The sequence below is a fragment of the Sinorhizobium sp. KGO-5 genome (assembly GCF_036245905.1).
GTDB classification, from domain to species: domain Bacteria; phylum Pseudomonadota; class Alphaproteobacteria; order Rhizobiales; family Rhizobiaceae; genus Sinorhizobium; species Sinorhizobium meliloti_A.
The window spans coordinates 814,014-831,135 of sequence record NZ_BDIZ01000002.1; the positions used below are offsets into that span (position 1 = coordinate 814,014).

Below are 17,122 nucleotides of genomic sequence, written 5' to 3' on the forward strand. Positions count from 1 at the left end.
GGATATCCATGTCTTATAACAGCAGCGCGCAAATCTATGTGACAAACAATACCGGCGGAAACGCCATTATCGCGTTTTCGCATGAGTATAGCGACGACGGGCCGCAAATTTGGAATCAACCAAATACCGTTATTGCGCCTGGGCAGAGTGCCGGTCCGCTTGCGGTCGGCTTTAACACCGGTGTCTTCTATACGGGCCGGGATTACTGGTTCTGCGGGATCCAGGTGCTCGATGGACCGAATGCCGGCTACTATGCCACCGAAGGGTCCCTGGAGGCTCCCTCGAAACAGTGCATGCTCGAGAGCGAAGACAACGGTGCGACGCTGTACTTTTCCGTCACGACCGAGACCTTCGTGATGACCGAGAATTCCGGATCGTGCAGCACCGGGATGAATGCGGGAAATGCAACGGCCTTGATTGCGCAGCAGGCCAAGAAGGAAGAAAGGGCAAAGGAACAGAAGGTTGCCTGAGAGCGGCGGCCGAAGCAGGAGCGGAGCCGCCGAATGGCGGCTCCGCTCCTGGATCGATTTACACCGGCCAAGTTTCTTGCCGAAGGCCGGATCGGCGCCCGTGACCTTCAAACAAGTTAAGCCACTTGCGGAACTGGCTCTCGTGCTGTGGGCGCTAGCGGCCGGACCGGTCAGGGAAAACGAACGAAGTGCGTGGGTCGGCCGAAGCACAAGAAGTCTCGGGACGGCCATGACGGCCCTTGCTGCCCTCCATCCTTGGACGGCCCACGAGCCGAAAACGGAATGGCTCATGCTTTTCCCGATTTTCGAGCGAACGACCGGCTGCCGGTTCGCAGATCAAGCCGCTCTTCACAGCGCCTTGGCCGCAAGCGGCAACTCGCTCAATATCGCCTTCGCCCGCGACATGGCGGGCCTTGAGGATTGCCGACCTGCGGTTCATCGCGAACTCAGTATGCTGATGAGTAACTGGCAACAAGGTCTGGGCCAGTCGACACTCTACAGGCTCACGCATCTCGTCTTCTTCGCCACGCATTTCGGCAGGAGGAGTGGGTATTGGCCGGCCGAACAGCAGCGCTTTCTGGCCGATGTTCTCGCGCCTTGCGCCGAGGCACGTCTGGCACGCGGCGACTATGACATCGCCGTCGAGCTCCTCGTCGCGATGGCATGGACCGGACTTGCACGAACACCGGCTTTCTCAAGCGGCACTCTGTCATTGGCGGAGTTGGCCTTGGTACAGGGCAGCATTCCGACGGACCGGAGTGTGCCACGGGAAGGGGGAGCATTCGAGCATCGATATCATGCCACACTCATGACTCTCCTGGCCCTTGCGGAAGCGGCCTCGTTCTCCGGAGACTAGAAAGATGACAACAGCAATCACCAACGTCTTCGTCCTCATTCTTGAGAATCGGTCGCTCGATCACATGCTGGGCTTTTCCGGCATTGTCGGAATGGATGCGGTGACGGGCGATTCCACCTCTCTCAACGGCTTGAACGGAACGGAGTCCAACAGCTATCAGGGCCAGACCTATACCGTCACGCAGCCGGCGGACGAGACGATGCCCGTGGACCCGGCCCACGAGTTCCCCGACGTTGTTGAGCAGCTTTGCGGGCAGGGTGCCTGCTATCAGCCGGGTGGTTCCTATCCTAAAGTCGAAAACACCGGCTTCGTCAGCAATTATGCCGTCTCCTATACCGCCGGAGAGGGAGACGCGCCGAACGACTTTGGCGAGATCATGAAGTGCTTCTCGCCAGACCAGTTGCCGGTACTGAATGCTCTGGCGCGAGCCTTCGCCGTTTGCGACAATTGGTGCGCTTCCATGCCGGGGCCGACGTGGCCCAATCGTTTTTTCGCCTATGCGGCCTCATCTGGCGGGCTCGACTATAGTCCACCGCTTAGCCAGATCATCGAATGGGACGTCGGTGGCTTCACCTTTCCGAACGGCTCCCTCTTCGATCTCCTCGACCGCAAGTCCGACTTTGGATGGCGCATCTTTGCCGGTGACCACTTCCCTATTGCCAAGGCGGTCAGGAACGTCGGAGAGTCCGGCATTACCTCCTTCGACGAATTTGCCGACGCGCTCGCGAGCTCCAGCTATCCGTGGCTTTTCACCTTGATCGAGCCGAGCTACGGAAACCTCCTCGACGGCACCTATGAGGGTGGTACATCTCAACATCCGTTGGACGGCGTGACCGCGGGTGAAGCCCTGATCAAGGCGACCTATGAAGCGATCCGCAATTCGCCGTTTTGGGACAGTAGCCTGCTGATCATCACCTGGGACGAGCACGGCGGCTTCTACGATCACGTTCCGCCGCCAGCGGCCGTGGCTCCGGACGACACGCTGTCCGGCTCCGAATTCAACAGATATGGCTTCACCTTCGAACGGTATGGCCCTCGCGTCCCGGCCGTGATCGTGTCACCCCTGATCCCCGAGCGGATCATTGATCATCGGCAGTACGATCACGCTTCAATCCCGGCAACCGTCGAGGTTCTGTTCGCCTTGCCTCCGCTCACGGAACGCGATGCTCGCGCCAACAATCTTACCTCGCTGCTGTCGCTCTCGACGCCGAGAACGGACGCGCCGACGACTTTGCCGGAGCCGGCAGCATCACAAACGAAACCGGTGGCGCGGCCACCCCTGCCACCTGGGTCTCCGCCAGATGGAGGCAATCTGCCGGGCCAGATCTATGTTGCCATGCGTCGGGACGTAGCGCTCTCACCGCCCGCCGCCGAAGCCGAGATCGTGAACCGTTTGAGGTCGATCAGGACGCGCGCCCAGGCGGCCCAGTATCTCGAGGAGGTGCGGAACAAGATCGAGGCCAGAAGGGCTGCCCTATGAAGGGTAACGCATATGGGCAAGAGGTCGAGAAAGCCGTTTGCGAGCTGCGGCGGCTGCTCGGAGCCGCGGAGGAAATCTCGGCAGAAGCGTTGCTGGGCACCTTCGCCGATCCAGAGGGCCGCGCGGCGATGTACCAGCGTCGCTCGCTCGGCGAGTTGAGGGCGCATTTCTCGGAGGCGGCGAAGACCGCGTGTCCCTCCTCTCGGGAGGCTATGGCAGCGGCAATTGGCGCATTCTGGCGCTGGGCGCGTGACGGCTTTGCCGTCGTCAATATCGAGACGTACGAACGACGCCTGGCGGCTTGCCGGTCATGCGACCACTATGTCGCTGCGCCGAACGATCTGCTCCATGCGACCGTGAAGCTCGCTACCGCCGACGCTCGCATATGTGACTGTTGCGGATGCTTCATGGAGAAGAAGGCACGACAGGCCAATGCACGCTGCCCCGTCCGGCATGAAGCGAACCCGGGGCTTAGCCGCTGGGGAGAGCCATTTTCAACCGAGCCATAGCGGGCCGGCGGGGTAATTGGGCTGGGGCCGCTCGCGTAAGCAAGAATGTCTTCGACGTTCATTTAGCAGAGAAGGATCCAAGCCGAACCTCTCCTCCTATGTCTCTCGCGGCGAGGCGCGGCTCCGAACACAAGCGTGCATACGATGCTCAGTTGGCGACTTTCACCGCAGCGTCGACCGGCTAATAGAAGTCCGCTCGGGGCCGTTCGTAGTGTCCGGCGGCAAGGGCCGCAACGGGTCGAACTTTCGCCTCAGTAGACGAGCGGTCGGCGCTTCGAAGCGAAGCGCCGCCCTTGAGTGCTACAGTTCCACTTGCTCAGAAATGGCTAAGGCGTCGTCCACCTCTATACCGAGGTATTGCACGGTGCTCTCCAGCTTTTTGTGGCCGAGCAAGAGCGGGACGGCGCGCAGGTTCCCTGTCTTCTTGTAGAACTGCGCCGCTTTCGTCCTCATCGAGTGCGTGCCGTAGCGCTTCGGATCAAGTCCGATGCTCGACACCCACCGCTCGACGATCCGACCATATTGCCGCGTCGAAAGATGCGGCTTTGCGTGCACACGGCTGGGGAACAGATAATCCCTTTCACCGAGCCGGCGAAGTCCAATCCAGGCATCGACAGCATCCCGCGTTTGATCGGTCAGTTCGAACTGCACTGGTCGGCCTGTTTTCCGTTGGATGATGATCGCCCGCTCGCGAACCCTTCCGGAGATCGCAACATCGGCAACGGAGATCGCGACGAGATCACAAGCTCGCAATTTGCTGTCGATCGCGAGGTTGAACAGCGCCAGGTCACGCACCGCGCCCGACATTTGGAGGCGGGTTCGGATGGCCCAGACCTCCTTTGGCTTCAATGGAGGCTTCTGACCGATGATGCGGCCCGAGTTCCAGCTAGACATAGCCTCACTCCCAAGAGCCACCCCCCACACCGCAGCGCTCAACCTTCAGGCAGGTTGAGCGTACTTCGAGAAGCGACTATTTGGGTGGAAGGCAGCCCTTCGCCTTGCTCATCTGAACGAGCAAGTTGCGCCAGTTGCCGACGCTTGGGGATACCACGTCGAACGTCGTGAATGGGGCCGACTGCGGACTGTCCGGTCCTGGAATATGCCCAGCCGGTAGCTGCCGTTCGGCAAGCGACCCCTTCCAAGACATTCATTGGACTTGATCGCGCAACTACAAACCGGATATTCTGCACCGAGCAAACCGTGTCGCAGGTTTCGGGAATTTTGCGACATGTCGGCAAGCTCTGCGGATAAATTCCGTGCTACCCTTGGGCGAGCCGTTTCAGGACAGCCGCTACGATAACCTCGGGCCGATCTTCCTGAACAAGATGCCCGGAATCCGGTATGGCGATGCACTCGGCATCGGAGATCGCCGTCGCCAGGGCCACGCCTTTCTCGAAGGGTATCCATTCGTCATTTTGGCCCCAAAGGACTGTCACCGGGCATTCCATCCGCCCGTAACGTCCTTCGACCTCGTCGGTGTATTTCTGATCCATCTGCGCGATTTGGCGATAGAACGCGGGCTGGCCTACTGCCCCGAGCCACGGTGCGCTGTAGATTTCCAATGCCTGTTCTGACAGCGGATTATAGGCGGCGGTCTGCAAGTAGGCTCGTAGAATCGCCCGGTGCATATAGTCCGGCATCCCCGAGAAGGCAGCTTCATGCTTGCGCACATGCTGGACCAAAGCGGACCCCCAAGGAGCAAGGGCAACGGCGTCGAAGATCGTCAGGGAACGATAACGCAAACCGTTCAGGTAATAGGCGCGCAGCGCCGTTGCCCCACCAAAGTCATGAGCCAGCACATCGGGACGGTCGAGGTTCCATTCTGCGAACAGAGCGGCGAGGGTCTTGTTCTGGACAGCCAGAGACACGTCTTGCCCCTCGCACATCTCCGATAGCCCGTAGCCGACCAGATCGAAATAGTAGATGGTCCTGCGGTCGGCGAGCTGCGGCACGATTCTACGCCAGACCTGCGAGGAAAAGGGTGTCCCATGAAGCGCCACCAGCGGCGGCCCGTTCCCGATCTTACCCCAATGAACGGCGTTTCCTTCAATGATCGTGGTATGGGGCAGGTCCAGCACGATGACGACTCACATTGCAACTTAGCTAAATGACAATATGATAAGAGCCATGGACAGATCAACCCAAATCAAAGCCATGGCGAGCGAGCAGCGCCTAACGGTCCTGCGACTGTTGGCGGAACCGCAAAACCATTTCGGCCACCAATGGTCCGCCGATCCGGTCGAGTTCGGCGTCTGCATGACATTGATTGCCGAGGCCCTAGCCGTTGCGCAGCCTACGGCAAGTCGGCATCTGGAAATTCTCAAGCAAGCGGGATTTATCACGGTGCGGAAGCACCTGAAATGGTCGTATTGCAGGCGGGATGAGGCTGCGATCAGAGGCTATCTGGACTGGTTGGCCAGCGAGCTTTCCTCAACGTGATAGCTCTGCCATCTGCCGGTGTCGCAGAAATCCTAAAGCTCGCTACGTTATAGGTTTCGGGCTTTTTGCGACACTCGCCGACCTCTGTCACTCCAAGTCAATTTGCAACTTCACAAAACCGGAAGTTCAATTGTCTGGAGCTACAGGCCAATCCCAACATTTAGGCGTTGCTCAGCGTCCACCCGTTTCGATGAGATAGGCTTGGATCTGCCGGATGATCATGCCGATTTCACCTGATGCGAGGAGGCCTGGCCCGAGAGGACCCGACTGGTTCTCGCCAACTGGAGGGAGCGACCGAAGTGCGGCTCGCACGTCAGCCGTCATTTGTGCGAGTTGCCACCTGCTCTCGGTCTCAGCGCTTCCGGACTATACGGAGCCGCCAGACTGCTGCCTTGACGGCATATGCCGCCGCCCCGAGCGCATGCGCACCCAAATGGCCGAGGCTTGGCGGCTCTAGCTGCGGCCGCTGCCGCGGGTGACTTCATTTCACGGGCGGCGCTACCACCGCCGAACCGTTTGCGGATTTCCGATGCAGTGTCCAACTCGCCGAGTCCGTTGATGGGCGGCAGCGCGTCAAGGAAAGCCGGGAACGTGAAATGGTCCCGGTAAACGTCAAAACCAGCACGAACGTCTCGGGTCCACTGGTCAGCGTTGTCGTTCCAATGCTTTGCGACGTCAACATTGCGCATGTCAGCTCCGATAACTGGCCCACCGTACTGCCCAAATCATATCGCCATCGCCCGCGATGCAGCAATGTCCGGTGCCGGCGCAAGTCCGACGACGGCCCTTTTGAGACCTCGGTAGTCAGTGCACCTCTGCCGTTCGCCCTACAGGAAGTTGCCGCGAAAAGGGAACCCTTGAAGGGGCGAGGGGATTACCTACCACATCAGGACTGGAGACATTGCAAATGTACATCATTGTTGGCGGGACGGGCCACGTCGGCTCCGCCGTGTCGAAGACGTTGCTCGATGAGGGCGAAGCAGTCACGGTCATCACGCGAGACTCTGAGAAGGCGGATGCATGGCGACAGAGAGGCGCAGAGGTCGCCGTCGCCGACGTCCACGACGTGAGGTCGCTCCGTGAGATTTTCCGCCATGGGAAGCGCGCGTTCCTACTGAACCCGAACGCTGACGTCTCAAGTGATACGGATCGGGCGGAACGCGAAACCGTGCGCTGCCTGCTCGCGGCGATTGATGGGTCGGGGTTGGAGAAGGTAGTGGCGGAATCAACCATGGGGGCGCAGCCGGGCGAGGAACTCGGCGATCTCAACGTTCTCTATGAACTGGAAGTGGGCCTGCGGAACCAGCCGATTCCTGCAAGTGTCGTTCGCGCAGCTTACTACTACAGCAACTGGGACACGATGGTGGAGCCTGTCACAAAGGACGGGGTGCTTTCGACGATGCTTCCTGCCGACCTCACGCTCCCGATGGTCGCGCCGGAGGATTTGGGACGGGTAGCCGCTCGGCTCCTGCAGGAACCTATCGAACGGTTCGGCACACACCCTGTCGAGGGGCCGAAACGGTGTTCCCCCAACGATGTCGCCGCGGCTTTCGCCGCTGCGCTCAACCGAGCCGTTCGGGTCGACGTGATCCCGCGCGAAAAATGGGAAGACGCATATCGCAGTTTAGGCTTCTCCGACGCCGCGGCTCACTCCTATGCACGGATGACGGCCCTTACCGCCGATGGTCCCGAATATCCCGAGAATTCAATTCGAGGATCGATCCCGCTCCAGACCTACATAGGCGGACTCGTTCGAAACTCCTGCTAACTGCTTCTGAGACTTGAAGTCTCGGCTCTTGTCGGCCCATTGCGGAAGACAATCAATGAACAGTCGCCACCGGGGCAAACACGCGTGTAAGGAATTCCCGGAGAATGGGAGTGACTTGCTCACGGGGAAGGCGATGGCCGCCGTCAAGCGCGTGAAACCGTACAGGAACCCCTGCACGTTCAAGAGCCTCGGAAAATCGCTGAGCCTGATCGATCGATGCACGATCATCATATTTGCCGTGTAGAAGAAGGGTTTCTGATCGGATGCTATGAGCATGATAGAGTGCAGACCGATCCAGAAATGCCTCGTCTGAGAGACCTGCTTCGGTCTGGATGGCTTGCTGCAAGCCTCGCGAACTGTTCTTGTGCGCATCTCTCAAGTCATAGACGCCCCCAGTCAGGATGATCGCTTTAAGATCTTGCACCTTAGTTGCCGCCATGGCGGAGGCGATAGCCCCACGGCTGTTTCCATATAGGACGATACGCTTTGGATCGACCAACGGCTGCCGCTTGAGGAAATCCACCGCCGCGACAATCGTTTTTTGGGTGGCCGGTCCACAGAAGTCCGCCGGACCGTCAGATGCACCGAAGCCTGGTTGCGATACGGCGGCCGCTGTTACACCGAGGCGAGAGGAAAACCTGACAAGCGATCCATCATCGACCGCCTCTCTCCCACCTAAAAGAAGTCCTCCCTGATTACCGTGGACGAACAATATCGCTCCGCTCTGTCGATCTGACCCACGCGCCTGGAATAGCTGGACACGAGCGCCATCGCCCCGATCGATGGTGTGTTCTGTCACCTCAGACATGGCAGTAATTCCGTTGCAACTGCTGGTAAGGATACGGTGGCAAGCCCTACTGTCAATGTCTCCTCTTGGCGCATCGTTGCCATCCGAGCTCAGCATGAGCGACGTCCGCTTCGGGAAGACGCCAGATCAGTCTCAACGACCGGAATGCAGGGGCGCAAAGGGGCCTCACGCGGCTTCGGGAGGCGTATTGCCTTGCGAAGAAGGAGCTAGGCGATCGGCCGTTTCACGATCTGCCTGAGGCTTCCCCAGCAGACGCTGCAAGGTTCGGAGGGTGCCGGAAACCTGGAGAAGAGTGCACCGTCAGGTTTTGCCTGTCTCCGGTGAGTCATCCACAATGGCTGATCAGACCGCGTTTCTACGGCATTCCTCGATATAGAGCTCGCGCAAACGCTTGCCGACCGGCCCGGGTGTACCGCTCCCGATCTTGCGGCCATCGATTTCTACGACGGGCATGACAAAGGTCGAGGCGCCCGTGACAAAGGCTTCGTCCGCATGCTGCGCTTCCTCTATCGAAAAATTCCGCTCAATGACGTTGATCTGTGCTTCCCGGGCATAATGTAGCAAGGTGGCACGCGTGATGCCGTGCAGGATGTCGCTGGATAATGCGCGGGTGACGATCTGGCCGTTCTTGACGATATAGGCGTTGTTCGCCGTCCCCTCGGTGACGAAGCCATCCTGCACGAACCAGCCGTCATCGGCTCCCGCCTTCTTCGCCATCATTTTAGCCATAGAGGGATAGAGCAGTTGGACCGTCTTGATGTCGCGGCGGGACCAACGCAGGTCCGCGATCGAGATCACCTTGATGCCAGCCGATGCCTTGGGTGCGTCCACGAGATTGGGGACGGATTGGGTAAAGAGAACGACCGTCGGCTGAACGTCATCGGTCGGGAAGATGAAATCGCGGTCGCCTGGATTCCCGCGGGAAATCTGCATGTAAACTAGACCCTCGACGATTTCGTTCTGCCTCACCAGCTCACGGTGGATGGTCAGCAGCGTATCCCGCGAAAACGGGTTTCGGATGACCAACTCCCCAAGCGAGCGCTCGAGCCGCGCGGCGTGTCCCTCGAAATCCACCAGCTTGCCGTCGATGACCGATGTTACCTCGTAGACTGCATCGGCAAACAGAAAGCCACGGTCGAAGATCGAAACCTTCGCCTCGGTCTCCGACAGATATTCTCCGTTTAGATAAACGATCCGGTCTCTATCCATTGCAGCGGTTCGCGATTGAGGCATGCAGACGGTTCTGTCAGGCAAGAAGGATGTCATAGAATACTTTACCTATTTCTGGCACGGCTTTCGGGTAAACTTCGCAGATCTGCTTTCCTTGGGTCATAAGGCAGATGATGATCGACGCGTTACCGGGCATGGCAATCCGAATGAGGTCGTGCTTGTAATAGGATGCGCGCGGATCGCCCGTCCAGGAATTCTGCCCCGCCTTGCTCCAGATGCGCGCCTCAGCCGGCGCCCCCGCTCCGAGAAAATCAGCAACTTGAAAACGCGGCTGCTTCGCCTCCGCGCTCTCGCGGTCGCGCAGCAGAATATCCTGCGCCCGGGTACGAGCTACATCGGACAGCGGAACCGTGCCGGCAAAGATCTCATGAAAGAGCCGCGCAGCGGCAAGCGGTGTCAGAACGTTGAGATACTCACCGGATCGCCCGGAATATTGGGCCTCCCGACCATAGCGAACGTCGTCCATGAGCTTCTGGCTGATGTTGCAGCCTTCGAATTCGGGCCAGCCCAGGTCGCGGAAGAAGCGGTTCAGCGCCTCGCGTTTATCGCGCCATGCGTCGAAGCTTTCACCCTCCAGGAGCGTGTCGCCGGTCGTGCCGGTGACCACGTCGATCACATAATTGGTGCCGGTATTGGTCGACCAGAGGATCATGTCCCGCATCGCACGGGACAATTCCTCGTGGTCCTCGACGCGGCCGGCGTCAATGGCGCTCAGCACATGGACGAGGTGGAAAGCCTTGACCAGGCTGCACGGATAGCACCGCCAGTTACCGCGATAGTTGAAGCCGTCCGGCGCCTCGCCGAAACCGTTCTCCCGCAATGCGACGAAGCCGAAATTGTCGGGCGTCAATCCCTGATCACTGAATTGCTCGAGAAGGCGGGCCTTGATGCTTTCGCAGCGACCGGTCCAGTCGGCGTTGGATTTGAAGAACATGGAGAGGATCTTTCTGTAGGGGATTATGTCGGGGCGCCGGCGGCTTTCCAGCAGCGGACGAAGCCACCCGTGTCGAGCGGCAGCTCCGGCTGAGGCAAGCGACAGGCGGCCTCGGCAAGCGGGCAGCGCGGGACGAAACGGCAGCCGGGCAGAACGGCAAAGGGATCGGGTATTTCGCCGGCAATCGGCTGCCGCAGCGACTGCGGCTTGCGAACGTCCGGCACCGAGGCAATCAGCGCCTGCGTGTAGGGGTGGCGTGGAGCGCCAAAGAGGCAGGTGCTCTCTTGCAATTCGACGATCTCGCCGAGATACATCACCGCCACACGGTCGCAGAAATACCGCACGACATTCATGTCGTGCGAGATGAAGATGATGGTCAGTCCCTTTTCGCGATTGATCGCCTTCAACAGGTTGATGATCTGCGCCTGCACGGACGCGTCCAGCGCCGAAACCGGCTCGTCCGCCACGAGAACCTGCGGATTGGCGCACAGAGCACGCGCGATGGATACCCGCTGGCGCTGCCCGCCGGAGAGCGCGTGGGGGAATTTCACCGCCGTCTCGGAAACCAGGCTCACATCATCCAGCACGCGCCGGACCTCGGAGCGCCGATCGGCGCGCGATAGATTGGGCCTGTAATGGGCCACGACCTCTTCGAGCTGTGCCCCGATAGTCATGCGTGGGTTTAGCGAGGAATAGGGGTCCTGAAACACCATTTGCAGGCGGCCGGCCCGATCCGGCCCGTCAAGCGGCTTGCCATCGAAGACGACGTGTCCGCCATTGCTGGGCTGGAGCCCGACGCCGATCCGCGCCAGGGTACTCTTGCCGCAACCGGATTCGCCGACGATGCCGAGGATTTCCCCCTGCTTCACCGACAGATCGACGCCGCGCACCGCATGAAGATAGACCTGATCGCGGTTTGCGAGCACGTCCACAAGGCTGCGCTTCAGGGGAAAGCGACGCTCGACCTTCTTAAACTCAAGCAGCGACATCGGAAACCTCGCTCAGGATGCAGGCATCGAGATGATCTTCGGCGGCGCCGAGACGGGAGCGCAGCGCCGGCGCGGGGCCCGTCATGCATTGCGGCCGTCCGAATGCGCAGCGCGCCGAGAAGCGGCAGCCTGGCGGCGGGTCGATCAGGCTGGGCGGCGCTCCGTTGATCGGCACCAGTTCGCTGTCGCGACTGACATTTCCCGGAAGAGCCGCAAGCAGCGCCCGGGTATAGGGATGCGATGGCGCATCGAGGACCTCGCGGACCCCGCCGATCTCCACCATGCGGCCCGCATACATGACCGCCATCCGATCGCAGATCTGCGAGACCACGCCCAGGTCGTGGGTAATCAGGATGATCGAGGTGCCGAGACTGTCCCGTCGCTCCTTCAGCAGGCGCAGGATTTGATCCTGGACCGTCACGTCGAGGGCCGTCGTCGGCTCGTCGGCGATGATGAGGCGCGGGCGCAGCGCGAGCGCCATGGCGATGACGACGCGCTGCCGCAAACCGCCGGACAATTCGTGCGGATAGGACTCAAGTCTGCGCTCTGGAGAGGTGACGTGCACGTCGCGCAAGAGCTGCAAGGCTGCCTCACGCGCCTCGGCGCGGGATGCCTTGCGATGGCGGCGGATGACTTCGCTGATCTGCTTGCCGATCCGCATCGTCGGATTGAGCGCGGTTAACGGGTCCTGAAAGATGAACGCGACATCGCGTCCGCGGATCTGGGAAAGACCGCGCTCGTTCATGGCGGCAAGATCGCCCGCCCCTTCCAGCAGGATCCGGCCCCCGGCGACCCGGGCGGGCGCCCCTCCGAACAGGCGCAGGATGGACCGGCAGACGGCGGACTTCCCGCAGCCGGATTCCCCGACGATGCCGAAGATCTCGCCCGGCTGAACGTCAAAGCTGAAGCCATCGACCGCTCTTGCCGTCCCGGAAGGGCTCTGGAATTCGGTCACGAGGTTGCGAACGGACAAGAGGCTCATGGCGTCATCCCTTTGGCTTCAGCGCGGTCGCGAGGCCTTCGCCAAGTAGAGAGAAGGCAACCCCGACCCAGACGATGGCGAGGCCGGGAAATATGGTCATCCACGGCGCTTCCCGCATGTAGTCTATGCTCTCGACGATCAGCAGGCCCCATTCCGGCGCTGGCGGCTGCACGCCCAGTCCAAAGAAGGACATAGCCGCCACGGCCTGCACAGTCAGCACCACGTCCGACATGGAATAGACCAAAGCGGGGGTCAGGACGTTCGGCAGGACATGGCGCAGCATCACCTTGGGCTCGCTGAAGCGCAGCACACGCGTCGCCTCGATGAATTCCAGGCGGGAAACCAGCAGCGTCTCTCCGCGGACTATGCGGGCATAGCCGATCCAATTCACAATGAAAAAGGCGATGTAGAGATTGGTCTCGCTTGCTCCCAGCACGCCGACGATGGCAAGGATGAGCACATAGAACGGGAATGCCCATACTATATCCGTCAGCCGCATCAGAACCGCGTCGGCGGTCCCGCCGAAGAAGCCGGCGATTAGGCCGATCACCACGCCCATGACCATTGGTCCGAACACGCAGATCAGCGCCAGTCGCAGGTCGAAGACCGCGCCCGCGAGAACACGTGTGAAGATGTCACGGCCAAAATTGTCGGTGCCGAACCAGTGCGCGGCGGAGGGCGGCTGCATCGCGCCGCCGAAATCCAGCGCAAAGGGATCGTAAGGCGACAGGATCGGGGTCAGGAGCGTCGCTGCGACGGTGACCGCCAGCATGAGCAGGCCGGTCGCACCTGCGGGGGTGCGAAGCAATTTGCGGAGGAAGGCCATCGGTCACCCCAGCCGGACGCGCGGATCGGCCAGCGCGTAGCAGATGTCGGTGATCAGGTTGACCACCACGACCATAATGGCGAAGAAGACCGTCAGGCCTCGGATGATGGGCAGGTCACGCGACACGATCGCGTCGATCAGCAGGCTGCCGAGACCGGGGACGGAGAAGATCTTCTCCACCACGACCGTCCCGCCCACGATCCAGCTCACCCGCACGCCGATGATCGAGATCGTCGAGATCAGGCTGTTCGGCAGCACATGGCGAAGAAAGACCTCGTGGGCGCGCAGGCCTTTGGCACGCGCGGTGTCGATGTAGTCTGCCTTCATCGTGTCGATCAACGCCGCGCGAAGGCTTTGCTGTATCAGGGCTGCGGTCGAAAGCCCGACCACGAGCGATGGCAGGAACAGGCGGCCCAGATTGGCCACGAAACCGTCGCCCACGCCGCCTGTCGCGAACCAGCCCATGCGCAGCGCCAGCCAAATGATTAGCACATAGCAGAGCCAGAAAGGGGGCATGGCAATCACCACGACGAAGATCTGCCGGATGACATTGTCGATCACGCGCCCGCGGTTTGCCGCTGCCAGAATGGCAAAGGGCAAGGCGATGATGACGGCGATTGCGGTCGAATAGCCAACGATGGCGAGCGTGAACGGTAAGCGCTCCGCCACCAGATTGATGATCGGCTGCTTGTGGAAGATCGAGACACCGAAACTGCCGGTCAGGCAATCGCGCAGGAAATAGAGGTACTGCATCCAGATTGGCTTATCCAGCCCCCAGAGTTCTCGCATTGTCTGCAGTTCCTCGGCGCTCGCCCGTGTTCCCATCGCGCGGGAGGCAGGATCGCCCGGCATGACCTGCAGAAGCAGGAAGCTGATGATCGTAATCCCGAGGAGCACGGGGATCAGCATCAGCAGACGTTTTGAGATTGCAAGTATCACGGAAGTTTACCGCCGGCTGCCCACAGTTGGAGGAGCCTCCGCCCGCAGGGCGGAGGCGGTCGCATCATTTTTCGAGCTTGACTTCCTCGAGGCGGAAATTCGAGGTCGGAAGGATCTCGAAACCCTTGACGTAGTCCCGCACCGCCCAGGCCGACGACGGATGGTAGAGGAAGATGTAAGGCGCACCGTCATGCAGGATCTGGATCATTTCCCTGAACATGGCGCCGCGCGGCTCGCCGTCCACGGTCTTCCGCTCTTCGGCATAGAGGGCATTCAGACGCTCGTTCTTCCACTGCGTATGATAGGCGTTCGCCCGCTCAGGGTTGACGGCGACGAAGCCGATGATCTGGTCGGGGTCGATCGTGTCGGAGGTGGTGTAGGACACCGACATGTCATAGTTTCCGTCCTTCGTCGTTTCCCATTGGGTGCCGCCTTCCAGCATCTGCACCTTCAGCTTCACTTCGACCTGCTGGAGCATCGCCTGCAAGGCTATGGCGGCATTGCGGCTGGTCGCGGCGCCGGAATCGACGATAAGCTGCGCTTCGAACCCTTCCGCGTAGCCCGCATCGGCCAGCAGTTGCTTGGCCTTCGCCGTGTCATAGGCGTAGGGCAGAAGATTCGGATCGGCATGGGCCATGACCGGCATGGCCGATGCCGCGGGCTTGCCGGCACCGTAGAGAACGCCCTGCACCAGGGCATTCTTGTCCACCGCATAGTTCAGGGCCTGCCGGACCCGTTCGTCGTCGAAGGGCTTGCGCGTCGTATTCAACTGCACGAAATCCGCCCGGTAGGGTGTGGTCTGACCCACGGAGATCCCATCCTTGCCGTCGAGGTTCTTGATCTGGTTCAGCGGCGGATCGAGCGCGACGTCCACCTCGCCGGCTTCCAGCTTGATGGCCCGTGCTGACGGCTCGGTGACGACCTCGAGCACCGCTTCGTCCACGAAAGGCTTGCCCTCCTGCCAGTAATACGGATTCTTCGTCAGCTCGACCCGCGAGCCGCGGACGCGCGACTTCAGCATGTACGGGCCGGAACCGACCGGCGCCTCGAAGAACGCATCACCCTTGGCTTCCACCTGCCCCTTGGGCAGGATCGCCGCGGCGAACAGGGCAAGATTGTTGAATGCCGGCGTGAACGGTTCCCCCAGTTTCATGGTGATCTCGCGTGGATTGACGATCTCGAAGCTGGTGATCGGACGATAGAAACGTCCCCAGCCGGACGCCTCGGATGCGGCGCGCTGGATCGAGAATTTGACATCCTCGGCAGTCACCGGCGTACCGTTGGAGAACTTCGCGTCGCGGAGTTTGAAGTTCAGTGTCAGACCGTCGTCCGAAACGGTCCAGCTTTCGGCCAGTCCCGGTTCCAGCCCCTTTCCTGTCCTGTCCGGGCGGATCAGCGTGTCGAAGATCAGGAGCTGCGTCCATATCGAGCCATTGTCGCTGCTAGCGATCGGATCGAGGCTGACCGGATCGTAGCCCATTGCGACGCGCAGCGTTTCAGCGTGCGCAGCCATACCCGCCAGCGCAAACACGGAGGCGAGAAGCAGTCGTTTCAAATTCGCTCGAGGAAGCATGAAGAGGTTCTCCTAAACCTGTCGTGGAACATGTCCTGAACCGCTGCCGCCGGTCGCGCAGCCACATCGGATGACGGATCATGTTAGACAACGGCTGGGCAGCCGAATAATGATAAATGTGGTAGCGACTATCAGCAGGTTGATAAATGGATCTGAGACAAATCGAGCTTTTCGGCACGCTGATGCGGGTTGGAACCACCACCGAAACCGCGAGGCTCCTGGGTATTTCCCAGCCGAGCGTCAGCGGGCAGTTGAAACGGCTCGAAAGCAGGCTCGGTTTTGCGCTGTTTCACCGCACCGGCAACCGCCTAGAGCCGACGCAGGAGGCGAACGAGCTTTTCGCGCTCTCGATGACGATCTTCAACACGCACGCGCTGGTTCGCTCCAAGCTGCCCAGCCTGCGCAACCTTGCGTCACGACCGGTGGCGGTATCGGCGACGCCGGCTCTCGTGGAAACCTTTATCGGGCCGGCCCTGGTTCAAGCCGGATACCGGGATTGGAATAAGCGCATCGTGCTCAGGGTACACTCTCCGGAAGACGACCTTCGCACGGGTGATGCCGATGTCGGGCTGCAGATGGCGTTGCCGCCTAAGGCGGAATTTCAGGCATACAAGGTGGGCCAGACTACACTGGTGGCCGTCATGCGGGCGGACCATCCGCTCGCCCACTCCCGGGCGCTGACTTGCCCGGAACTGTCGGCGCAGCCCCTGATTTGTTACAATGCCGACTGGTCGCCGATGGGAGAAGCCATCCGGGGCGCCTTCGCCGCCCAGGGCCTAGCTTACGATCCGGTTTGCATGGTGCCTTTTTGCGCTAATGTCTGCAGCCTGGTGCTCGCCTGTGGCGGTGTCGGTATCGTTGATGCAATGACTGCACATGAGTATGCAATCCGTGGGCTCGTGCGGTGTCAGATCATCGGCATTCCCCCGATCTCGGTCATTGCCTTTCACCGGCGGGGCGAGCCGCTCAGGGCGCCGGTGCAGGGATTTCTGAGTGCACTTCGAAAACCAGCCCGTGAATGGGCATAACTTTCCACCGCATAGCCGTCGTGCCTGCCTGGAGACGGCTATTCGTCCCGAAATTTTCAGATTGGATCCGCCATGCGCGCCTCCGTCGTCCCTGGGCAAGAGGCGGACGAGCACTCACTCCGCGTTGCGCCACTAGCGGTCTCATTCAGGTTGATCGCACTAGGCGGAATGGGGGCCGACTGCGGACTGTCCGGTCCTGGAATATGCCCAGCCGATAGCTGCCGTTCGGCAAGCGACCCCATTTCTGCCGTTTATGATGGGAGGCAGGGCGCTTAAAGCGAACCTTGCACG

The 17,122-nt window shown here is 60.6% G+C and carries 17 protein-coding genes; 7 read left to right on the top strand and 10 right to left on the bottom strand.

Annotated elements, in window-relative coordinates:
- The first annotated feature begins 8 nt into the window (after positions 1-8).
- The 4 genes from BHD07_RS13130 to BHD07_RS13145 are packed head-to-tail and all read left to right on the top strand — an operon-like array spanning position 9 to position 3,315.
- Positions 9-470: a hypothetical protein gene (locus BHD07_RS13130; protein ID WP_324765145.1), complete on the top strand. Its 462-nt coding sequence runs from the start codon at positions 9-11 to the stop codon at positions 468-470.
- Complete coding sequence (locus BHD07_RS13135; protein WP_445190486.1) at positions 463-1,326, top strand: DUF6895 family protein; 864 nt, start codon at positions 463-465, stop codon at positions 1,324-1,326. Before BHD07_RS13130 ends, BHD07_RS13135 begins: the two co-directional genes overlap by 8 nt.
- A gap of 4 nt (positions 1,327-1,330) precedes the next feature.
- Positions 1,331-2,806, top strand: a complete 1,476-nt coding sequence (locus BHD07_RS13140) for an alkaline phosphatase family protein (RefSeq protein ID WP_338280633.1) — start codon at positions 1,331-1,333, stop codon at positions 2,804-2,806.
- Positions 2,803-3,315 carry a hypothetical protein gene (locus tag BHD07_RS13145; protein ID WP_324765148.1) on the top strand — a complete coding sequence of 171 codons (513 nt, stop codon included), beginning with the start codon at positions 2,803-2,805 and terminating at the stop codon, positions 3,313-3,315. The genes BHD07_RS13140 and BHD07_RS13145 overlap by 4 nt, the downstream gene beginning before the upstream one ends.
- A 300-nt stretch (positions 3,316-3,615) precedes the next feature.
- On the opposite strand, the gene BHD07_RS13150 is transcribed toward BHD07_RS13145, so the two are convergent.
- Complete coding sequence (locus BHD07_RS13150; protein WP_324765149.1) at positions 3,616-4,209, bottom strand: tyrosine-type recombinase/integrase; 594 nt, start codon at positions 4,207-4,209, stop codon at positions 3,616-3,618.
- A 365-nt stretch (positions 4,210-4,574) separates the two neighbouring features.
- Entirely contained in the window at positions 4,575-5,393 is an 819-nt protein-coding gene (locus BHD07_RS13155; RefSeq protein ID WP_324765150.1) for an alpha/beta fold hydrolase, read from the bottom strand.
- Between the two features lie 49 nt (positions 5,394-5,442).
- On the opposite strand from BHD07_RS13155, the gene BHD07_RS13160 reads away from it, so the two are divergent.
- Both BHD07_RS13160 and BHD07_RS13165 read left to right on the top strand, forming a co-directional pair.
- Positions 5,443-5,754, top strand: a complete 312-nt coding sequence (locus BHD07_RS13160) for an ArsR/SmtB family transcription factor (RefSeq protein ID WP_324765151.1) — start codon at positions 5,443-5,445, stop codon at positions 5,752-5,754.
- 907 nt (positions 5,755-6,661) lie between these two features.
- Entirely contained in the window at positions 6,662-7,522 is an 861-nt protein-coding gene (locus BHD07_RS13165) for an NmrA family NAD(P)-binding protein (protein ID WP_324765152.1), read from the top strand.
- Between the two features lie 52 nt (positions 7,523-7,574).
- Here the strand turns inward: BHD07_RS13165 and BHD07_RS13170 are convergent, their stop codons facing one another.
- The 8 genes from BHD07_RS13170 to BHD07_RS13205 all read right to left on the bottom strand — a co-directional run bounded on the left by BHD07_RS13170 (position 7,575) and on the right by BHD07_RS13205 (position 15,803).
- On the bottom strand, positions 7,575-8,330 hold the full coding sequence (locus BHD07_RS13170; protein WP_338280637.1) for an alpha/beta hydrolase family protein: 756 nt from the start codon (positions 8,328-8,330) through the stop codon (positions 7,575-7,577).
- 342 nt (positions 8,331-8,672) lie between these two features.
- Complete coding sequence (locus tag BHD07_RS13175) at positions 8,673-9,539, bottom strand: D-amino-acid transaminase (protein WP_324765154.1); 867 nt, start codon at positions 9,537-9,539, stop codon at positions 8,673-8,675.
- Between the two features lie 37 nt (positions 9,540-9,576).
- Complete coding sequence (locus BHD07_RS13180) at positions 9,577-10,494, bottom strand: serine hydrolase (RefSeq protein ID WP_338280640.1); 918 nt, start codon at positions 10,492-10,494, stop codon at positions 9,577-9,579.
- Positions 10,495-10,517: 23 nt separating this feature from the next.
- Positions 10,518-11,483, bottom strand: a complete 966-nt coding sequence (locus BHD07_RS13185; protein WP_324765156.1) for an ABC transporter ATP-binding protein — start codon at positions 11,481-11,483, stop codon at positions 10,518-10,520.
- A complete protein-coding gene (locus tag BHD07_RS13190) occupies positions 11,470-12,465 on the bottom strand; it encodes an ABC transporter ATP-binding protein (protein ID WP_324765157.1) in 996 nt (331 codons plus the stop codon). The genes BHD07_RS13185 and BHD07_RS13190 overlap by 14 nt, the downstream gene beginning before the upstream one ends.
- A 4-nt stretch (positions 12,466-12,469) precedes the next feature.
- Entirely contained in the window at positions 12,470-13,291 is an 822-nt protein-coding gene (locus BHD07_RS13195; RefSeq protein WP_338280643.1) for an ABC transporter permease, read from the bottom strand.
- 3 nt (positions 13,292-13,294) lie between these two features.
- Positions 13,295-14,230: an ABC transporter permease gene (locus tag BHD07_RS13200; protein WP_275598401.1), complete on the bottom strand. Its 936-nt coding sequence runs from the start codon at positions 14,228-14,230 to the stop codon at positions 13,295-13,297.
- Positions 14,231-14,294: 64 nt separating this feature from the next.
- Positions 14,295-15,803, bottom strand: coding sequence for an ABC transporter substrate-binding protein (locus BHD07_RS13205; RefSeq protein WP_324765159.1), 1,509 nt, complete (start codon positions 15,801-15,803; stop codon positions 14,295-14,297).
- A gap of 146 nt (positions 15,804-15,949) precedes the next feature.
- Between BHD07_RS13205 and BHD07_RS13210 the strand changes: the two genes are divergently transcribed.
- Complete coding sequence (locus tag BHD07_RS13210; RefSeq protein ID WP_324765160.1) at positions 15,950-16,831, top strand: LysR family transcriptional regulator; 882 nt, start codon at positions 15,950-15,952, stop codon at positions 16,829-16,831.
- Positions 16,832-17,122 lie beyond the last annotated feature (291 nt).